The sequence below is a fragment of the uncultured Planktomarina sp. genome (assembly GCA_943788425.1).
Lineage (GTDB): Bacteria > Pseudomonadota > Alphaproteobacteria > Rhodobacterales > Rhodobacteraceae > Planktomarina.
The window spans coordinates 103,820-118,234 of record CALSQF010000001.1 but is presented as its reverse complement, the minus strand read 5'-3'; the positions used below and the strand labels follow the sequence as shown (position 1 = coordinate 118,234).

The 14,415-nt window shown below is 51.8% G+C and carries 12 protein-coding genes and 1 pseudogene; 2 read left to right on the top strand and 11 right to left on the bottom strand.

Annotated elements, in window-relative coordinates:
* Positions 1-16: 16 nt before the first annotated feature.
* Both ABLW18_RS00620 and ABLW18_RS00615 read left to right on the top strand, forming a co-directional pair.
* The gene (locus tag ABLW18_RS00620) at positions 17-904 is read left to right on the top strand and encodes a TIM barrel protein (protein WP_347822968.1); all 888 of its coding nucleotides are present in this window, start codon (positions 17-19) and stop codon (positions 902-904) included.
* An 11-nt stretch (positions 905-915) separates the two neighbouring features.
* A complete protein-coding gene (locus ABLW18_RS00615; RefSeq protein WP_347822967.1) occupies positions 916-2,070 on the top strand; it encodes a Gfo/Idh/MocA family oxidoreductase in 1,155 nt (384 codons plus the stop codon).
* Between the two features lie 21 nt (positions 2,071-2,091).
* Here ABLW18_RS00615 and ABLW18_RS00610 read toward each other — a convergent pair whose 3' ends face one another.
* The 11 genes and pseudogenes from ABLW18_RS00610 to ABLW18_RS00560 form a co-directional block, all read right to left on the bottom strand.
* Positions 2,092-3,090: a LacI family DNA-binding transcriptional regulator gene (locus ABLW18_RS00610; protein WP_347822966.1), complete on the bottom strand. Its 999-nt coding sequence runs from the start codon at positions 3,088-3,090 to the stop codon at positions 2,092-2,094.
* A gap of 13 nt (positions 3,091-3,103) precedes the next feature.
* Complete coding sequence (locus ABLW18_RS00605; protein ID WP_347822965.1) at positions 3,104-3,307, bottom strand: hypothetical protein; 204 nt, start codon at positions 3,305-3,307, stop codon at positions 3,104-3,106.
* Positions 3,304-4,086: an ATP-binding cassette domain-containing protein gene (locus ABLW18_RS00600; protein ID WP_347822964.1), complete on the bottom strand. Its 783-nt coding sequence runs from the start codon at positions 4,084-4,086 to the stop codon at positions 3,304-3,306. Before ABLW18_RS00600 ends, ABLW18_RS00605 begins: the two co-directional genes overlap by 4 nt.
* Before the next feature lie 15 nt (positions 4,087-4,101).
* A complete protein-coding gene (locus tag ABLW18_RS00595) occupies positions 4,102-5,175 on the bottom strand; it encodes an ABC transporter permease (RefSeq protein WP_347822963.1) in 1,074 nt (357 codons plus the stop codon).
* A 90-nt stretch (positions 5,176-5,265) separates the two neighbouring features.
* Entirely contained in the window at positions 5,266-6,204 is a 939-nt protein-coding gene (locus ABLW18_RS00590) for a substrate-binding domain-containing protein (protein ID WP_347822962.1), read from the bottom strand.
* 289 nt (positions 6,205-6,493) lie between these two features.
* Positions 6,494-7,813 (bottom strand): annotated as a pseudogene (locus ABLW18_RS00585) (GH1 family beta-glucosidase).
* A complete protein-coding gene (locus ABLW18_RS00580) occupies positions 7,810-8,868 on the bottom strand; it encodes an ABC transporter ATP-binding protein (RefSeq protein ID WP_347822961.1) in 1,059 nt (352 codons plus the stop codon). The pseudogene ABLW18_RS00585 and the gene ABLW18_RS00580 overlap by 4 nt, the downstream one beginning before the upstream one ends.
* Positions 8,869-10,419: an alpha-amylase family glycosyl hydrolase gene (locus ABLW18_RS00575; RefSeq protein ID WP_347822960.1), complete on the bottom strand. Its 1,551-nt coding sequence runs from the start codon at positions 10,417-10,419 to the stop codon at positions 8,869-8,871. It abuts the gene before it with no gap.
* Between the two features lie 2 nt (positions 10,420-10,421).
* Entirely contained in the window at positions 10,422-11,645 is a 1,224-nt protein-coding gene (locus tag ABLW18_RS00570; RefSeq protein ID WP_347822959.1) for a carbohydrate ABC transporter permease, read from the bottom strand.
* Between the two features lie 11 nt (positions 11,646-11,656).
* Positions 11,657-12,910: a sugar ABC transporter permease gene (locus tag ABLW18_RS00565; RefSeq protein WP_347822958.1), complete on the bottom strand. Its 1,254-nt coding sequence runs from the start codon at positions 12,908-12,910 to the stop codon at positions 11,657-11,659.
* A 98-nt stretch (positions 12,911-13,008) separates the two neighbouring features.
* Positions 13,009-14,349 carry an ABC transporter substrate-binding protein gene (locus ABLW18_RS00560; RefSeq protein ID WP_347822957.1) on the bottom strand — a complete coding sequence of 447 codons (1,341 nt, stop codon included), beginning with the start codon at positions 14,347-14,349 and terminating at the stop codon, positions 13,009-13,011.
* Positions 14,350-14,415: the final 66 nt, after the last annotated feature.

Genomic DNA, 14,415 nt, shown 5'->3' with positions numbered 1-14,415 from the left:
GTTAAGAGGCAATCTAATGATCAAAATAGGTAATGCGCCCTGCTCTTGGGGTGTGGAATTCGCCGATGACCCACGCAATCCCGATTGGCGCCATGTGCTCAAAGAGAACGCCGAAGCGGGGTTTACGGGCATTGAACTGGGCCCTGTCGGCTTTATGCCCGAAGATCCGGCCATTTTGGCCGAAGCTTTGGCAGAATATAACCAAGAGTTGATCGGCGGCGTGATTTTCCGTGCGTTTCACGATCCCGAGGCTTGGGAGGATGTATTGGACGGCTCGGTCCGTACCTGCAAAGCTCTTGCGGCCCATGGTGCAACGCGGCTGGTTATCATCGACAGCATCTCGCCGCGCCGTGCCCCCACAGCCGGCCGCGCCGATGAGGCAGAACAAATGGATAAGGCCGAATGGACCGCATATCGCGAGCGGATAGCACATATCGCCAAAATGGGCACCGAAGACTACGGTCTCACCGTCGGCATCCACGCCCATGCGGCGGGATTCATGGATTTTGAACCCGAGATTGAGCGGTTACTCAATGAGGTTGACGAAAAAATCCTCGGCATTTGCTTTGATACAGGCCACCATTCCTATGCGGGGTTTGATCCAGTGGCCTTTATGAAAAAACATATTTCACGCATCAATTATATGCATTTCAAAGACATTAATCCACAAGTTAAAGCCGGTGTCATCGCCAATCGCACTGGTTTCTACGACGCTTGTGGTCAGGGCATTTTCTGCAATCTTGGCGATGGCGATGTGGATTTTCCAGCGGTGCGCCAACTCTTGCTCGACGCCGCTTTTGATGGGTGGTGCACAGTAGAGCAAGACTGCGATCCCGCCGGTGACACCTCGCCCATCGACGATGCGCGGCTCAACCGTGCTTATTTACAATCCATCGGTTTTTAAGGGTAGCTGTTATGACAAAACTACAATGGGGTATGGTTGGCGGCGGTGAAGGCAGCCAAATTGGTCCAGCGCATCGCTTGGGCGCGCGGCTTGATGGCTTGTTTGAATTCACAGCTGGCGCATTGGATCATCGACCAGACGAGGGAATTGGCTATGGCCGCCGCCTGGGACTGGGCGATCGCGCCTATGGCAGCTGGCAGGACATGTTGGCTGGTGAAAAAGCGCAGGACGATCCGATTGATCTCGTCACCATCGCCACCCCCAATTCAACGCATTTTGAGATCACCAAAGCCTTTCTTGAAGGCGGGTTTCACGTACTTTGCGAAAAGCCCATGACGATGACCGTGGAAGAAGGCGAAGAAATTGTAAAAATTGCGCAAGCCACCGGTAACATCTGCGCAGTGAACTACGGTTATTCAGGCTACTCGCTCGTGCGGCACATGAAAGCGATGGTTGCACGCGGCGATCTGGGAAAAATTCGTCTGGTCAATGCGGAATTTGCCCATGGCCACCACGCTGATGCCGCTGACGCGGACAATCCACGGGTGCGCTGGCGTTATGATCCGGCGCAGGCGGGTGTCTCGGCGCAATTTGCCGATTGCGGCATCCATGCGCTGCATATGGCCTCCTTTGTTACCGGTCAGGATGTGACCAAATTGAGCGCTGATACTGTTTCATGTATCGATGTCCGGGTTTTGGAAGATGACGCGATGGTCAACTTTCGCATGGATGGCGGCACAGTGGGGCGTCTTTGGACCTCCTCGATCGCCATTGGGCGTCAGCATGGTCTGGGGATTCAAGTGTTTGGAGAAAAAGGTGGTTTGCGTTGGTCGCAAGAGCAGCCCAATCAGCTGTACTATATGCCGTTGGGTGAACGTTTGCAGGTAATTGAACGCGGTGAGGCGTCTCTATCGCCCGAAGCAGATCGCACCAGCCGTGTGACCATTGGACATGCGGAAGGCATGCCGCTGGCCTTTGCCAATATTTATACCGATCTCGCCGAAGCCATTTGGGCCCGCAAAGAGAACCGTAGCATTGATCCAGCTGCAGATCTATATCCACGGGCCGAAGATGGCCTCCGCTCTATGGCAGCAGTATTTGCGGTGGCGCAATCGGGCAAGGAAGATGGCGCCTGGTGTGACGCTCGCCCACCGATGTTCCGATAAACAAAAGTTTACGGCCCAGTCTTAACGGGCAATGGGCCGTAAACTGCCGCGCTCAACAACATGACCAAGGAACAGCACAGCTTGTGGCGGTTGATCGGGATTGGCCAGTATGCGCACCACCAGATCCACGGATTTTGCGACAACTTCAACAATAGGATTGTGAATCGTTGTGAGATTAATATTTGACCATTGCGCCATTTTCATATCGTTGAGACCTAAAAAGCCAATGTCCTGAGGCACGGACAGGCCAAAACTTTGCGCCGCCGACAGCGCACCAATTGACAAAACATCATCGCCGCAAAAATAGGCCTGCGCCGGACCGGCCTCAATCAAGCGGAGCATTTCTGCGCGCCCTGCCTCAAAGGAGTAGGCGCTGGCATAGGAAATGGAATGGTTGACAGAGCGCGCCTGCAAGGCTGCGATAAAGCCGTCGCAACGATCTTGGGTCGACGTCGCCGATTTTGGGCCACCCATGAATGCAATTTTTTCATAGCCCCGCGCCAAAAGCGTTTCAGCGGCCAGCTGCCCGGCAGCAAAATTATTGATGCCAAGTGTGTTGACGCGCGGCGTCTCAGAATGGCGACCAAAACAATGCACCACTGGCACGCCAGCGCTGTCAAAGGCCTCAGCAAAGCTCACCGGCAAGGTGGAGGAGGCCACAATCACACCATCGACAGAATATTGTTTGAGCATGCGGACAGAATTGGCAGGATCCACCTCACCAGAGAGGTTGACCAGCAGGGGGCGCAAACCGCGATCCTGCAAGCCCTTGGTCACCAGATCAAAGACCTCCAAAAAAATAGGGTTGTGAAAGTTGTCGGAAATGACTCCGATCAGTTTGGTCCGACCAGTGGTGAGCGATGAAGCCAAAGCATTTGGGCTATACCCCAAAGCTTGAGAGGCCTCTATCACCTTTAAACGAACCTTTTTCGAGACAGAGGCGCCTTCTGTGAATGTGCGAGACACGGCCGAACGGGACACACCCGCCATTTCCGCCACATCTTTTAAAGTTACAGCCATTCATCCCCTGCCTTCAGTCGCCACCATCCTCGCTCGTATAATCAATCACGGCAAAGCGCCAAGCTGAAAATACGGCCAAGGCGGCAAAGAATACGGCCCAGCCCTGCGCCCCAGCGAAAAGTTCAACCATCGTCCAAAAGGCAAGCAGCACAACAATCGTAGCGCGAATCCAAAGCGGGGCGAAGAAGCGATCTTCCAGATTGAACAGTTTTTTCAAGCTGCACCCTCATATTCGGCACCTGTTTTCGCACCAGTGATATAAGACACAACGTCCTCACCGGTATAATCACCGGTTTTTATATCCAAATTCGCGCAAATCCGTCCGCGGCGAAACACCACGATGCGGTCCGCCAAATCAAAAACCTGCCGCATGTTGTGACTGACAAGGATCAAAGGTTCACCCTGCGCTTTTAATTGGCGTATGATATTTTCCACCTGCTCAGTTTCTTGCACGCCAAGCGCGGCGGTCGGCTCGTCCATGATGGTCAATTTGGAATGAAAGGAGGCTGTACGGGCAATCGCTACACATTGCCTTTGCCCTCCAGACATTTTCTCAATGGTGTTATGAATATTTGGGATTTTGACTCCCGTTTTTTCCAAGGCCGCGAGTGTGTCTTGGCGCATGGCTTTATAGTCCAGGAAGCGGAATGGACCGAGCCAATTCCATTTTGTTTTTTCCCGTCCCAAAAAGAGATTGTCGGGCACATCCAAGTGATCGGCCAAAGCCAAAGTTTGAAACACCGTTTCAATGCCAGATTCCCGCGCCTCGATTGGGCCGGAAAAATTCACCTCTGTGCCATCGAACACCACGGTACCACGCGTGCGTTGCTCAACCCCGGTGATCTGGCGCACGAAGGTGGATTTTCCAGCGCCGTTGTCCCCCATGATGGCGACATGCTCACCTTTGCGCAGTTCAAAATTTGCGCCTTCTAGCGCATGGACCCCTCCGTAGTGTTTGGTCAGGTCTGTCGCTTTTAGAACAATGTCTTCGCTCATTTTATGATCTCCTGACTAAACTTTATTGCGTTGGCGATATTGGTCTAAAATCACCGCCGCGATGATGATTCCCCCCATGGCCATCAACTGATAGGATCCGTCCAATTTGATGTAGGTAAAGCCAGAGCGTATAACACCCAGAACCATGGCCCCAAGCACCGTACCAATGATAGATCCCCGCCCACCGGAGAGGCTGATGCCACCAATTACCGCCATAGCAATCGCGAAGAGCTCATAAAATTCACCCATACCGGCCTGTGCGGTGGAGGCTTTGGCGCTCAACACTATCCCGGCAAAGGCCGCCAACATAGCCGCAATCATATAAACCATAATTTTATGGCGTTTGACATTGATCCCCGACATGCGCGCGGCTTCCTCGTTGGAACCAATTGCGTAGGTATGTTTGCCATACACGGTGTAGCGCATGATGATATGAAAAATAACGGCCAGAGACAGAAACCAAAACACCGGCATCATACCACCGCCGATCGCTTGAAACTGTGCCGTTGGAAAAGAAATTGGATTTCCAGAGGACCACCAAAGCGCAATGCCGCGGCAGATCAAGAACATGCCCAAAGTGGCAATAAAGGGAGGGATTTTGAAATAGGACACAAAGGTGCCATTAATGGCACCGATAAAGGCCCCAAATGACAGGCCAATCACGACCGGGACAACAACCGGAAGATCCATAGCCCATGGGCCGAACAAAGCTTTAGGGTTGGCAAATCCATTGACCAATTCCGTCTGCCCAAAACTCATGGCAATCATAGCCGTCGCAGCCACCAATGGCCCAGAGCTGAGGTCAATACCGCCGGTAATAATCACTTGCGATACGCCGAGGGCAATGATGCCAATAATGGCAACTTGTAAGATAATGATCTTGAGACGTGCTTCGTTGAATATGGAATCGAACCGATCTTTGGTATCGAACAGAAAGCTTTGGTCGTTCATATACGGCAGAACCTGCCCCAAAAATTCAAAAATGACTATGATAATGATCAATGCCAACAGGACATTCAATTCGCTTGGCCAAGACTTCTTTGTCTTGTCGAATGTAAGTCCGCCGGTGCCGTGACTGGTGTCTGACATAAATAAGCCCCATGTTGAACGGTCAAATATGGTGAAGACGGCGCAGATTTTGATCTGCGCCGCCACCGGAGTTTATCGTCTCACAAAACCTTAGTTTTTGTCGAGGAAGTCACCCATATTCGCCGGTGTTACCAGTACGAATGGAATGTAGACTTTCTTGTCGACCTTCTCGCCAGCGATCAAACGCAAAGCTGTGTCAATGGACCCTGTGCCTTGGCCAACGGAGTCTTGGAATACAGTGACATCATAGTCGCCAGCAGCCATTGCCAGAAGCGCGTCTTGCGAGGCGTCAACGCCGCCAACCTGCACATCAGCCATATCCATGCCGGCGGCTTTCATGGCTTGGATAGCGCCGATGGCCATTTCATCATTATTGCCCAAAACAAAGTCAAATGGTTCACCAGAGGACATCCAGTTTGTCATCAAATCTTGCGCTTCGTCACGAGACCAATTGGCAGTCTGCTCATCAATGATGGTCATGAAGTTACACATATCCATGCCAATCACGTCATGCACGTCTTTCGAACGCTGCACAGCGGCTTGGTTCGACAGCTGACCATTCATCAGATAACCGCGCGCACCGCCAGCTTTGCCATCGGCACGCAAGTTTTTGCAGATTTCAAATGCAGACAATGTGCCAGATTCGATCTCATTGGAGGCTACGAACGCTTGGGTCGCAGGCAAAACATCCACGTTGTCAGGCTCACGGTTTACATAAACCAGTGGCGTATCCCCAGCGGCAGCAGAAACCGCTGCACCGGCAGATGTGTCCACGATGTTGACAATAATGGCGTCCACACCGGAGGCCACAAAGTTGCGCACCTGGTCAATTTGCTTGGCCAAGTCATCGGAGGCATCTTCTTGCTGATAGGATAGGCCATCGATTGTGCCGGCGTATTCGACCATACCCGTGCGCAAAACGGTCAACCAATTGTCATCAAACCGCGAAAATGTCGCGCCAATTTCTTGCGCCGCAGCTGTTGTGCCCATTAAGGCTGTCAGGCCAGTCGCCAATAGTAGTTTTTTCATAGTTCTCTCCCAAAATGTGCCCGGCGCACAATGAAGTTTTCCGGATTGCCCAAAATATTTTGAGCTTTTGCTGCCCGCCAACTCTTCCTCTTTGCCAAGGATATTTTGGCGGAAACCGTTAAAAAAAGGTTTCAAACCTCCCAAAGAGCAGCCACCAAAAGACAGCGCCCACCGCGCGGCTCGAAACATAACAGGACTATAATCCGATTCGCTTTTTTTGCAACCGGTTGCAAAATACCAACCAACAATTCAAATTGCCGCAATCCAACCAATCAGACGCTCCTGCGCCCTACCGTTCAATCCAACCTTTGAGGGTTTCAAAGCTCTTTTTGGGCCGGCGCTCCAAGGTGTCGAAATCCACATGCACCAGGCCGAAGCGTTTCTCATAACCCAGGGCCCATTCGTAATTGTCCAGTAGCGACCAGATATAATATCCCATCAAAGGCGCACCGTCCAAGATCGCGCGCATCGCCGCTTGCAGATGCGCCTCAATATAGGCAACTCGGGCATCGTCTGTAATGCTGCCTGACACAATCGGATCGTCATTGGCCATGCCATTTTCGGTGACATAGATCGGCAGGCCCTTGGTATACTCGCGGTGGGTGCGCATGATAAACTCATAAAGCCCATCGGGATAAATCTCCCACCCCATTTGGGTTTTCTCCAAAGGCCCCTCAATCGCTTGCATATTTGGCCAAGCGCCGTCTTTGACTGCGATATTTGAACGGGTGTAATAATTAATGCCGCACCAATCGACTGGTGCCCCAATCAAATCAAAATCACTGTCCCAACCCTTGGGCAAATGCGGCTCAAGCCCTTCTAACACCAAATCTGGATAGCACTTGTGGAATATACCACCCATGAAGAAACGATTGTAGATCGCGTCATAGCGCCCTGCGGCCGCGGCGGACTCTGCGCTATCATCTGCGGGATTGGCAAATTCGAAATTGCACACAGCCCCAAGGTTCGTCATGCCCAAAGACCGCATCCGGGCAATCGCAGTACCATGGGCGCAAAGCACGTGGTGCATTGCGCGTGCCGTCGCGCGAATATCACGCAGACCGGGCGCATGTGCCCCTTCAAAATGTGACAACCAGCTGACGCACCAAGGCTCATTGATAGGGGCGACCGAAACCATCCGATCGCCAATCCGCCCCATGACGACATCGGTAAAATCGCCAAATCAATGGGCAATATCACGATTGCGCCAACCGCCCTGATCCTCAAGAGCAGAGGGCATTTCCCAATGGTACAACGTGGCCGCGGGTTTCAATCCGCGCTCCAACATCGTATCCGTGAGGCGATCATAAAAATCCAAGCCCTCTTGGTTGACCGGCCCCCTGCCCTCGGGCATCACGCGGGCCCAGCTAGTTGAAAATCTATAGGTGTCAAAACCGGCCGCAGCCACAAGATCCAAATCTTGCTCAAAGCGGTGATAGTGGTCACAGGCCAATTGCCCATGCTCAGCACGCACGACATTTCCAGGGGTGGCGGCAAAACTATCCCAATGGGTGAGCCCGGCCCCACCCTTGGCATGCCCTTCAATTTGGTATGCCGATGTGGCCGTTCCAAATAGAAACCCTTCTGGAAATTCGCTGCGCTTTATCAAAAGATATGTACCTTTTCGGGGTCAAAGCCAAAGCGCACAACATCTCCTGCCGTCACATTTATGGCATCTGCCGTCGCGAAGCGGAACAGCGTGTTGTCAGCAGCCATTAATTCGATGATTGTGTCAGTGCCCAGATGCTCCACCAAGGACGCAGTACCCTCAAGTGGGCCTTTGTCATCCAAAATCAAATGCTGCGGACGAATGCCGAGTTTTACGGAATCGCCAATGGATTTTTCCGTGGACACCAAGCGAACGTCACCCGTTTCAATGCCGCCACCAGAAAACCGCCCCTGCTCTGGCGTTTCAGGCTTCCCAATTAACGTGCCGTGAAAGAAATTCATCGTGGGAGAGCCCAGGAATCCGGCAACAAACTCATTAGCCGGCTTGTTGAAAAGGTCCATCGGCGCGCCGACCTGCATTACCTCACCCGCTTTGAGCACAACAATCTTATCGGCCAAAGTCATCGCTTCAACTTGATCGTGGGTAACATAGATGGTCGTCGCACCCAGCTGCGCATGCAGCCGGGCAATTTCGACCCTTGTGTCATGGCGCAAAGCCGCATCAAGATTGGACAGCGGCTCATCGAACAAAAACACATCCGGATTGCGAACAATCGCCCGACCAATCGCCACCCTTTGCCGTTGCCCGCCAGATAGAGCTGCTGGGCGGCGGTCCAGCAATGTCTCCATCTGCAAAATCTTCGCCGCCGCCTCAACCCGTTCACGGATCTCTTTTTTTGGCACGCCTTGCAGATCCAGAGAGAAGGCCATGTTGTTATAAACCGTCATATGCGGATAAAGCGCATAAGATTGAAAAACCATGGCTATGCCGCGTTTGGACGGCGGTAGATCGGTCACGGTCTTATCAGCAATGCAAATATCGCCGCTCGTGAGCGTCTCAAGCCCGGCAATCAACCGCAGCAAAGTCGACTTGCCGCAGCCTGAGGGGCCAACAAAGACCACAAATTCGCCTTTTTCAATTTCCAACCCGACATTGCGAATAACTTCCGTTTTACCGAATGCCTTATTCACATCCTGTAATTCTACTTGAGCCATTTAAATCTCCGCGATGGATGCTGTTAATGTTTCAAAATCGAAGCGACATCTTAGATTTTGCGTCTCGGACATACGATCAAAGACAATTTCTTTCGGCCCACTGGCCACTAACGTCATATTATTGGCGCGCATCATGGCCGGCTGTGCTTTTCGCCAGGTCAAAAATTCGGCAAATTTACAGTAGACTGAACCGGGTCGCTCAGCCTCGTCTAGGCCCGCACGCGACAGATGGGGCTCCGCTACGGGCAGCCAAGTGTTGACCGCATCGGAAAATCCACCCCAGCTATTGTCAGACTTGCGCCAAACCATAGGCGTGCGGCAGGTGTCACGGCCAAGGAAAACCGGCGCAAATTCAATCCCCCAGGGATCTTGCATTTGATCGAGTGGAATATCTTGCACATCGCTCAGGGCCAATTCCTCACCTTGATAGACACAGGTCGAACCAATCAGACTTGTTTCCAATCTCAGCAAAAGCAATTGCAACGCCTCTTGATGCTCGTGGCCAAGTCCCAGCGGCGCCAATTGGCGCGTCGCAGAGCGCGGGACGTCGTGATTGGAAAAGGCAAAGGTTAGACGCCCAGTCCCATTAAAGGCCTCAATCGCGTTTGAAATAGCCTGCTCCAGTCCACCCACATCAAGCCCGGCCCATTCAAGTAGATTAAAGTTGTAAGTGGCATGCAGACGGCCCGGGGCCGTGAAGGTTTCACTGGCCAAAACCGGATTATCACCGTGCAACTCACCCATTAAGAAGCGGTCTCCCTCGTATTCATCTGCAACTTTGCGAAAGGCTTCGATGAAGCTTTGAATTGCCGGTTGATTGAGCTGCGCACTGTCATGCAATTGCCGGAAAAATGGTTGTTGTTCCTGGGGTAAGTTGCCCAGCTTAAAGTTTGGTTTCGGCAGGTTGTCGCGATACGGTGCGGTATCTGCATTGACCGTATGCACCGCATCCATGCGAAATCCGTCAACGCCACGATCAAACCAAAAGCGTGCAATCTGGCGAAAAGCTTCAACAACACTCGGATTGGCGTGATTGAGGTTGGGTTGGCTTGGTAGGAAATTGTGTAAATAATATTGCTGGCGCCGCGGCTCCCATGTCCACGCCCGCCCGCCAAAGAATGACAGCCAATTGGTGGGCGCCGAGCCGTCTGCCAATGGATCGGACCAGTGAAACCAATCCGCTTTTGGATTGTCGCGCGACTGCCGACTTTGTTCAAACCAAGCGTGTTGATCGGAACAATGTCCCGGCACGATGTCAATCATCAACCTAAGGCCAAGCCCATGGGCCTTGGCAATCAACGCGTCAAAATCTGCCAAGGTGCCATATTCAGGATTGATATCGCAGTAGTCGGAGACATCATAGCCAAAGTCTTTCTGCGGCGAAGGGTAGAATGGGCTGATCCAGATCGCATCAACCCCGAGATTGGCGATATACTCAAGCCGCGTGGTGATCCCTGGCAAATCGCCAATCCCATCAGAATTGGAATCCTGAAAAGAACGGGGATAGATTTGGTAAATAACAGCGGTTTCCCACCATTTAAGATCAGGCATAGTCAACCACCTTTTACCGAGCCAGCGAGCAGCCCACGAATGAAATATCGCTGCATCGACAAGAACACGACAACCGGCACGATCATAGAAATCACCGCAGACGCATTCAGCAAATGCAGCTGATCTTTGAAAGTTCCCAATTGTTTTTGCAGGCGAATGGGGAAGACCAAATCTGACGAATTGTTCGGCCCGATATACAAAGCCACGATCAAATCGTTCCAAACCCAAAGGAATTGGAAGATGCTAAAAGAAGCCAAAGCCGGTACGGACAACGGCACGATGATCCGCGTGAAGATTTGCAAATGGCTGGCTCCATCAATCCGCGCGCTTTGCAAAAGCTCTTTAGGCAGGCCCACGATGTAGTTTCGGAGCAGATAAATCGCCAAAGGCAGGCCGAAGGCCGTATGGGTGATCCAAAGACTGGCAAAGGATTTCGAAGCCACTTGGCAGCTGTCAGTGAGCTCACAATCAGTCAACCATTGATTTAAGGCGGTGGCCCATGAGGCGATTCCACTGAAGCCTTGCAAAATGGGCAGGAAGGCCAATTGCGTCGGCACCACCATCAGCGAGACCACGATTACAAACAACCAGTCCCGTCCCGGAAACTGCATCCAAGCAAAGGCATAGGCAGCAAAAGCGGCAATAGTGATTGGGATGATCGTTGCAGGAATGGTGACGATGAATGAGGAGATCAACGCATTGGGGACGTTTTTATTGTCGAACAAGACTTCAACATAGGCATCAGCCCCAAACGCTGGGTCTTGATCGATAAAGACATCAAGATTTTTGGGCTTGGGCGCCGTGGCCTCGTCAAAGGTCCAGGTGAAATCGCCGTTGGTGTCAAAGACGAGCGCCCCGCCGCGAACATCCATCGTTTCTCCCGCCGGAACCAATTTGCGGACCAATTTAGTTTTACCGGGGTTTTCCGGATCGGCTATCCGGGTCTTGATCAAAATGGATTTCACATCGCCGGAGACCTCATAGCCAGAGGTTCCAGCATTGATCCGCTCCAGAATATTCCCGCGCATGACCATAATAGGCTCGGTTCCGCCCCGCTCATGGGTGGCAAACCGATGCCCCAATTCCGTGGGCGTGAAAGAGGTCCAAAACCCAGAGGTTTTCGCGGCCACTTCAGATCGCATCGATGTTGAAACAAGGGCCACAAAGGGCACAACCCAAATAAATACGATGAGGGCAAGGACAATATGGCTGAGAGTTTTTGTCATCTATCTATACCTTAATTCCCAAGCTCTCTTTGTTCGCGGCGAATGCGCCAGCCGTTGAACACCATATTGGGCACAACTGTCAGCATGAGCATCACCGCGATAGACGCATAAAGATTGTCCACATTATCACCACCAATCGACCAATTGTTACGCGCGTTTTCCATCATGGTCGCCAGTAATAATTTATCGTCGTCATTGGCCGATAGCGCATAGGGGATATCGAATACCTTAAGTACCAAGACCACCAATGTCGTCCAAACCACCAAAACCGTGGAATAGATCTGCGGCAGCTTCACGCGGAAGAACATCTGAAACGGATTGGCTCCGTCAATCTTTGCCGCCTCAATGGTGTCCATCGGAACACCGCGCAGCGCCGCAGAAAAGATCACCATGGCAAAGCCGGTTTGAACCCAAACCAAGATCCACATCAAAAAGAAATTGCCCCAAAACTTCAGGCTATACAGCGGCTCATTATATTCCGCCGTATGTCCCAACAAGGATTTGAGCAATCCTATTTGATAGGAGGGTGTCATGCCATTGATGGTCTCGAGCGGCTCAATCCCGCCGCCGGCAAATATATTGCGCCAGATCACCGCGGCCCCAACAAAGGAAATCGCCAAAGGCACAAAGATAAAGGTTTTGGCCACAACTCCCCAAGAGACGGAATCGGCCAGCACGGCGATCAAAAGGCCGAAGATGATGCAGGTCGAGGGCACTAAAATGAGCCACATCAGACTGTTGCGCATCGCCAGGCGGAATTGCAAATATCCCAGTGACTCAGGATCCCAGAGAAAGGCATAGTTGCGCACTGAGGGCGTGCCATCATATTCTTGAAACGACAATGAAAGCGTGGATAAGGCCGGAACAAGCAAAAACAACAGCAGTAAAACCAAAGTCGGACCCACAAAAATCCAAGGCTGTATCGCTTCAATTATATTAGATTGGCGGCCAAGAGAATTTTTGCAGCACACCCGCGCCATACTGGCGTTGAGCCAATTCGAAATGCCAAAATAAAAGAACGAAATTCCCACTGCAATCACAACCGATCTCAGGGCAAATCCAATTTTTGCAAATCGCTCTTGCGTGTCAAATTCGGGAAAAGACCATTGCCAATGCGCATGCATCCAAAGGCCCAAGTTTGCCATTGCATCGTCTAATGGCGTTGTTACCACAAAAGCGAAAATTGCTGTGATGGGCAAAAGAAACACAATTGTCAAAAAAATCGCAAGGCCATTACTGGCTATGATCGGGCTGAGGGCGCGCATCGCATGATCCTTAAATCATATCTGGTAATAGAGGTGCTTAGAAAAAGAGGAGCGCAAATACACTTTGCGCTCCTCAAGCTTATAACCTTAGGTCCATCTTATTTGATGGCATCCCATGCGGCTTGGATGTTGTCACCTGTGGTTTTCGCATCCTGGCCATTTGCAAAAGCAGTCATCTCTGACCAGAAAGCACCGGCACCAATCGCCCCTGGCATCAAATCAGATGCGTCAAAACGGAATGTAGTGGCGTTGGACAGGATTTCACCCTGTTTGCGCAAGGCAGGTGTCGCATAGGCATTCAAGTCTGCACCTTTGTGGGCGGTCAGGAATGTGCCTTGTGACATCCAAGCTTCATGTGAAGAAGCTTCGGTCATGTATTGGAAGAACGCCCGTGTTGCTGGGGAGTCTTTTGCCATGGTCCAAAGCGTACCCGCGCCCAAAACTGGGTTGCCGAGGTTTGCAGAGGCATAGGGCGGGAAGTAGAAGAAATCCGCTTCACCATTTGCCACTTCTTCGCCTTTTTTCGGGAAAAACGCTGGGATGAAAGACGCTTGACGGTGCATCAGACAGCTGGCCGGCGATGAGAAAAGACCCTTCGGCGCGTCACCAAAGAATGTTGTTGCAACAGAGGAAGCGCCCCCGGCAACATAGTCATCATTGCGTGAGAACTGGCCGTAAACTTCCATCGCGTTCAGCACTTCAGGGCTGTTAAACGGCAGATCATTGGAAACCCAGCGGTCATAGTTTTCTGGCGACGTTGTGCGCAGCATCAGATCTTCCATCCAATCGGTCGCTGTCCAACCGGTCGCATTGCCCGATTCCACACCAATACACCATGGGGTGTTGCCATCGGCCACCATTTGATCGGACAGAGCAATCAGCTCTTCCATCGTGGTAGGGATTTCATAGCCGTTGTCTTCAAACTGTTCTGGAGAATACCAAACCAAGGATTTCAGATCCATTTTGAAGGCAAAACCGTAAAAATCTTCCTTGCCATCGGCATCGGCATATGTGCCCAGATCAACCCATGAAGACCCAGCGCCGTAGTTATCGGACATCCAATTGGCCAAATCGTCACCCAGCGGCACCAAGTGACCTTCTTTGGCCATATCAGCAGCCAAACCGGGCTGCGGAAAAATCGCGATGTTTGGCGCGTTGTTGGACCGCAAATCGGCAACGACAAGCGCAGCAAAATCGCGCGAACCAGAATATTGCACAACCGCGCCAGTTGCTTTTTCAAAGCAGCTCACGGTGTTCAGCAACATTTCTTCGTCCTTGCCCTCCATGGAGCCAGCAATGGTGATGACTTCACCAGCAAAATTGCCCAGATCACCAAGCTCAGAGGGCGTATCACAAGCATCCGCTTGCGCCATTCCGGCGAAAGACATGGACAAAGCCGCCACGGCAGCTCCGCTCAAAAATTTATTCGAAAAAGACATTTATTCCTCCCAAAAGTCTATCCTATTCACAGTTTTTACCCCTCAAAACGCGCCTCAAACATTTCC

What these genes read in the sequence shown, in the direction of transcription:
- ABLW18_RS00620 (WP_347822968.1), top strand. Translation starts at nt 17, where the DNA reads ATGATCAAAATAGGTAATGCGCCCTGCTCTTGGGGTGTGGAATTCGCC.
- ABLW18_RS00615 (WP_347822967.1), top strand. Translation starts at nt 916, where the DNA reads ATGACAAAACTACAATGGGGTATGGTTGGCGGCGGTGAAGGCAGCCAA.
- ABLW18_RS00610 (WP_347822966.1), bottom strand. Translation starts at nt 3,090, where the DNA reads ATGGCTGTAACTTTAAAAGATGTGGCGGAAATGGCGGGTGTGTCCCGT.
- ABLW18_RS00600 (WP_347822964.1), bottom strand. Translation starts at nt 4,086, where the DNA reads ATGAGCGAAGACATTGTTCTAAAAGCGACAGACCTGACCAAACACTAC.
- ABLW18_RS00595 (WP_347822963.1), bottom strand. Translation starts at nt 5,175, where the DNA reads ATGTCAGACACCAGTCACGGCACCGGCGGACTTACATTCGACAAGACA.
- ABLW18_RS00590 (WP_347822962.1), bottom strand. Translation starts at nt 6,204, where the DNA reads ATGAAAAAACTACTATTGGCGACTGGCCTGACAGCCTTAATGGGCACA.
- ABLW18_RS00580 (WP_347822961.1), bottom strand. Translation starts at nt 8,868, where the DNA reads ATGGCTCAAGTAGAATTACAGGATGTGAATAAGGCATTCGGTAAAACG.
- ABLW18_RS00575 (WP_347822960.1), bottom strand. Translation starts at nt 10,419, where the DNA reads ATGCCTGATCTTAAATGGTGGGAAACCGCTGTTATTTACCAAATCTAT.
- ABLW18_RS00570 (WP_347822959.1), bottom strand. Translation starts at nt 11,645, where the DNA reads ATGACAAAAACTCTCAGCCATATTGTCCTTGCCCTCATCGTATTTATT.
- ABLW18_RS00565 (WP_347822958.1), bottom strand. Translation starts at nt 12,910, where the DNA reads ATGCGCGCCCTCAGCCCGATCATAGCCAGTAATGGCCTTGCGATTTTT.
- ABLW18_RS00560 (WP_347822957.1), bottom strand. Translation starts at nt 14,349, where the DNA reads ATGTCTTTTTCGAATAAATTTTTGAGCGGAGCTGCCGTGGCGGCTTTG.